This window comes from Streptomonospora wellingtoniae (assembly GCF_031845375.1).
Taxonomy (GTDB): domain Bacteria; phylum Actinomycetota; class Actinomycetes; order Streptosporangiales; family Streptosporangiaceae; genus Streptomonospora; species Streptomonospora wellingtoniae.
Genome location: NZ_JAVREK010000049.1, coordinates 1 through 3882, shown reverse-complemented (window position 1 = coordinate 3882; position 3882 = coordinate 1). Strand labels below are relative to the sequence as shown.

The 3882-nt window shown below is 73.5% G+C and carries 6 protein-coding genes; all 6 read right to left on the bottom strand.

From position 1 onward, the window contains the following. Positions 1–157 precede the first annotated feature (157 nt). Positions 158–817: a response regulator transcription factor gene (locus RM446_RS24535; RefSeq protein WP_311547818.1), complete on the bottom strand. Its 660-nt coding sequence runs from the start codon at positions 815–817 to the stop codon at positions 158–160. A gap of 24 nt (positions 818–841) precedes the next feature. Further along, complete coding sequence (gene hisF / locus RM446_RS24530; RefSeq protein ID WP_311547817.1) at positions 842–1612, bottom strand: imidazole glycerol phosphate synthase subunit HisF; 771 nt, start codon at positions 1610–1612, stop codon at positions 842–844. Next, positions 1609–2340, bottom strand: a complete 732-nt coding sequence (gene priA / locus RM446_RS24525; protein WP_311547816.1) for a bifunctional 1-(5-phosphoribosyl)-5-((5-phosphoribosylamino)methylideneamino)imidazole-4-carboxamide isomerase/phosphoribosylanthranilate isomerase PriA — start codon at positions 2338–2340, stop codon at positions 1609–1611. Before priA ends, hisF begins: the two co-directional genes overlap by 4 nt. Before the next feature lie 67 nt (positions 2341–2407). Continuing rightward, the gene (hisH, locus tag RM446_RS24520) at positions 2408–3043 is read right to left on the bottom strand and encodes an imidazole glycerol phosphate synthase subunit HisH (protein ID WP_311547815.1); all 636 of its coding nucleotides are present in this window, start codon (positions 3041–3043) and stop codon (positions 2408–2410) included. A 58-nt stretch (positions 3044–3101) separates the two neighbouring features. Further along, complete coding sequence (locus RM446_RS24515) at positions 3102–3266, bottom strand: hypothetical protein (RefSeq protein WP_311547814.1); 165 nt, start codon at positions 3264–3266, stop codon at positions 3102–3104. Next, on the bottom strand, positions 3266–3859 hold the full coding sequence (hisB, locus tag RM446_RS24510; protein WP_311547819.1) for an imidazoleglycerol-phosphate dehydratase HisB: 594 nt from the start codon (positions 3857–3859) through the stop codon (positions 3266–3268). The genes RM446_RS24515 and hisB overlap by 1 nt, the downstream gene beginning before the upstream one ends. Between the last annotated feature and the right edge of the window lie 23 nt (positions 3860–3882).

Here is a 3882-nt window from a genome sequence, read left to right as displayed (position 1 = left end):
TCTCCGACGGCACCTCTCGGGCCCGGTGACACCACCCCCCGGGTCATGGGTTCGACAGGGGGACACAGTCATGCCGGGCCCAGAGGCCGGTGGCCCTGTTGCAGGGCCACCAAAAACATAACGGGGGCGCGGCGGCGAGCGCAGCCCGTCCCCCGCTTCAGGTCGCCAGACCGCGGCGGTAGGCGTAGACGACCGCTTGGACTCGGTCGCGGAGGTCGAGCTTGGTGAGGATGCGCGACACGAAGGTCTTGACGGTCTCCGGGCTCAGCACCAGGGCCGCGGCGATCTCGCCGTTGGAGAGGCCGTCGGCGACCAGGCGCAGGACCTCCAGCTCACGGGGGGTCAGCGGGGTGTCGTTGCCGGAACCCTCGGCGGGCCGGATCCGGGTGGCGTACCTGCCCACGAGCCGGCGCGTCACGTCGGGGTCCAGCAGCGCGGCCCCCGTGGCCACGGTCCGGATCCCGTGCAGCAGCCGGGCCGTCGGCGCGTCCTTGAGCAGGAACCCGCTCGCGCCGGCGCGCAACGCCTCGTAGACGTACTCGTCCAGGTTGAACGTCGTCACCACGAGCACCTTGACGGGGCCGTCCACCCCGGCGCCGGCCAGCAGGCGGGTGGCCTCGATCCCGTCGAGCACCGGCATGCGCACGTCCATGACCACGACGTCCGGACGCAACCGGGCGGCGAGGTCGACCGCGGCCCGCCCGTCCCCGCATTCGCCCGCCACCTCCATGTCCGGCTGGGCGTCGACGACCGTCACCAGCCCGGTGCGCACCAGCACCTGGTCGTCGCAGACCAGGACCCGGATCGGCGCGGTCACGACGCGCTGCCCGCGCGCGGGGGCTCAGCGGACCGGGCTGCCGTGGGCGCGCAGCTCGGACTTGACGTCGGCGACGGTGAACTCGCCGAAGTGGAACACGCTGGCGGCAAGGACCGCGTCGGCGCCGGCGTCGACCGCCGGCGGGAAGTGGCCGACCTGCCCGGCTCCGCCGCTGGCGATCACCGGGATCCCCACCACCGCGCGCACGGCCCGGATCAGCTCCAGGTCGAAACCCGCCCGGGTGCCGTCGGCGTCCATGGAGTTCAGCAGCAGCTCGCCGGCCCCCAGCTCGGCGCCGCGGGCGGCCCATTCGACGGCGTCGATGCCGGTGCCGCGCCGGCCGCCGTGCGTGGTGACCTCGAATCCGCTGGGGGTGGAGTGCTCACCCGCGGCGCGGCGCACGTCGGCGGACAGCACCAGGACCTGGCTGCCGAAGCGCTCGGCGATCTCCCGGATCAGCTCGGGGCGCGCGATGGCGGCCGTGTTGACGCCCACCTTGTCGGCGCCGGCGCGCAGCAGCCGGTCGACGTCTTCGGGCGTCCGCACTCCCCCGCCCACGGTCAGCGGGATGAAGACCTGCTCGGCGGTGCGCCGGACTACGTCGTAGGTGGTCTCGCGGTCGCCGCTGGAGGCGGTGACGTCCAGGAAGGTCAGCTCGTCGGCGCCCTCGGTGTCGTAGCGGCCGGCCAGCTCGACGGGGTCGCCGGCGTCGCGCAGGTTCTGGAAGTTGACGCCCTTGACCACCCGTCCGGCGTCGACGTCGAGGCAGGGGATGACGCGTACCGCCAGTGTCATGCCGCGCGCACCGCCTTCAGGGCCTGCTGGAGGGTGAAGGCGCCCTCGTAGAGCGCCGTGCCCATGATCGCGCCCTCCACGCCGTCGGAGGTGAGCGCGGCGATGGCGGTCAGGTCGTCGAGTGTCGCGATGCCGCCGCTGGCGACCACGGGCTTGTCCGTGCGCCGGGCGACGGAGCGCAGCAGGTCCAGGTTGGGGCCCTTGAGCGTGCCGTCCTTGGTCACGTCGGTGACGACGTAGCGGGCGCATCCCTCGGCCTCCAGGCGGTCGAGCGTGGCGTCCAGGTCGCCGCCGTCCCGGGTCCAGCCGCGGGCGGCCAAGGTTGTGCCGCGCACGTCCAGGCCGATGGCGATGCGGTCGCCGTGCTCGGCGATGATGCGCGCGCACCAGTCGGGGTTCTCCAGCGCGGCGGTGCCGATGTTGACGCGGGTGCACCCGGTGGCCAGGGCGGAGTCGAGCGACTCGTCGTCGCGGATGCCGCCGGAGAGCTCGACGCGGATGTCGACGCGCTCGACGATTCCGGCGAGCAACTCCCGGTTGTGGCCCCGGCCGAACGCGGCGTCGAGGTCGACGAGGTGGATCCACTCCGCGCCGGCCCTCTGCCAGCCCAGCGCCGCCTGCAGGGGGTCGCCGTACTGGCCGCCGGAGCCGGCCTTGCCCTGGACGAGCTGGACGGCCTGCCCGCCCGCCACGTCGACGGCGGGCAGCAGTTCAAGGGTGGAAGACATCGGTGGCCTTACTCGTGGGTTGCGGTCGAAGGGCGGTGCGTGCGGGTGCGGACGCCGCGCGGCCCCGTCACAGCGTGCCGACCCAGTTGGCCAGCACCCGGGCGCCGGCGTCGCCGGACTTCTCGGGGTGGAACTGGGTGGCCGCCAGCGGGCCGTTCTCCACGGCCGCCACGAAGGGGGTGCCGTGGGTGCTCCAGGCCACCAGGGGCGGTGCCATCCGCGGGGAGGCGGGTTCCAGCGTCCACTCCAGCACACCGTAGGAGTGCACGAAGTAGAAGCGCTCGTCGGCGCCGAGACCGGCGAAGAGCCGGCTGCCCTCGGGCGCCCGGACGGTGTTCCAGCCCATGTGCGGCACGATGGGCGCCCGCAGCCGCTCCACCGTACCGGGCCATTCGGCGCAGCCCCGGCTGGTCACGCCGTGCTCCACGCCGCGCTCGAAGAGCACCTGCATGCCGACGCAGATTCCCAGTACCGGCCGCCCGCCGGCCAGGCGCTTGCCGATGACGCGGTCACCGCCGGCGGCGCGCAGCCCGTCGCTGCACGCGGCGAAGGCGCCGACTCCGGGCACGACGAGGCCGTCGGCGTCCAATGCCGCGTGCGGGTCGCCGGTGACGGCGACCTCGGCGCCGGTGCGTTCGAGGGCGCGCTGGGCCGAGCGCAGGTTGCCCGAACCGTAGTCGAGGATGACGACTCGCTTGCTCACGTCGGTCCCGCCTTTCCTGGGTCGCGGTTCGTCGGGGGCCCGGCGGCGGACGCCGGCCTCAGCCGCCGAAGTAGCCCAGGCGCAGGGCCCCGGCCGCCACCGCCAGCAGCGCGCACACCGCGAGCGCGACCGCCAGGGCCCGGTTGGTCTTCCACATCGGGACCGTTCCGCCGGCCAGCAGCCCGCCCAGGGCGATGAGCAGGACGCCCCACACCTCGGTCACTACAGCGCACCCTTGGTCGAGGGCACGCCGCTGACGCGGGGGTCGGGTTCGCAGGCCTGGCGCAGCGCCCGCGCGAGCGCCTTGAACTGGCACTCGACGATGTGGTGGGCGTTGCGGCCGTAGGGCACGCGGACGTGCAGGGCCACGCGGGCCTGGGCTACGAACGACTCCAGGATGTGCCGGGTCATCGTGGTGTCGTAGTCACGGCCGATCACCGGCGCCATGCCCTCGGGTTCGCTGTGCACCAGGTAGGGCCGCCCCGAGACGTCCACGGTGACCTCGGCGAGCGCTTCGTCGAGCGGCACCTTGGCGTCGGCGAAGCGGCGGATGCCCGCCTTGTCGCCGAGGGCCTGACCGAATGCGGCACCCAGCGCCAGCGCGGTGTCCTCCATCGTGTGGTGGGAGTCGATGTGCAGGTCGCCCTCGGTGCGCACGGTCAGGTCGAACAGGCCGTGCTTGGCGAGCTGGTCGAGCATGTGGTCGAAGAAGCCGACGCCGGTGGAGACGTCGGCGACCCCGCTGCCGTCCAGATCGATCTCGACGGCGACCTTGGTCTCCTTGGTTGCGCGTTCGACGCGGCCGGTGCGGCTCATGGCGTGCGGTCTCTCCTGAGGGT

Excerpts from the sequence above, each read along its gene's own strand:
- priA (WP_311547816.1), bottom strand. The coding sequence starts at position 2,340 with ATGTCTTCCACCCTTGAACTGCTGCCCGCCGTCGACGTGGCGGGCGGG.
- hisB (WP_311547819.1), bottom strand. The coding sequence starts at position 3,859 with ATGAGCCGCACCGGCCGCGTCGAACGCGCAACCAAGGAGACCAAGGTC.
- hisF (WP_311547817.1), bottom strand. The coding sequence starts at position 1,612 with ATGACACTGGCGGTACGCGTCATCCCCTGCCTCGACGTCGACGCCGGA.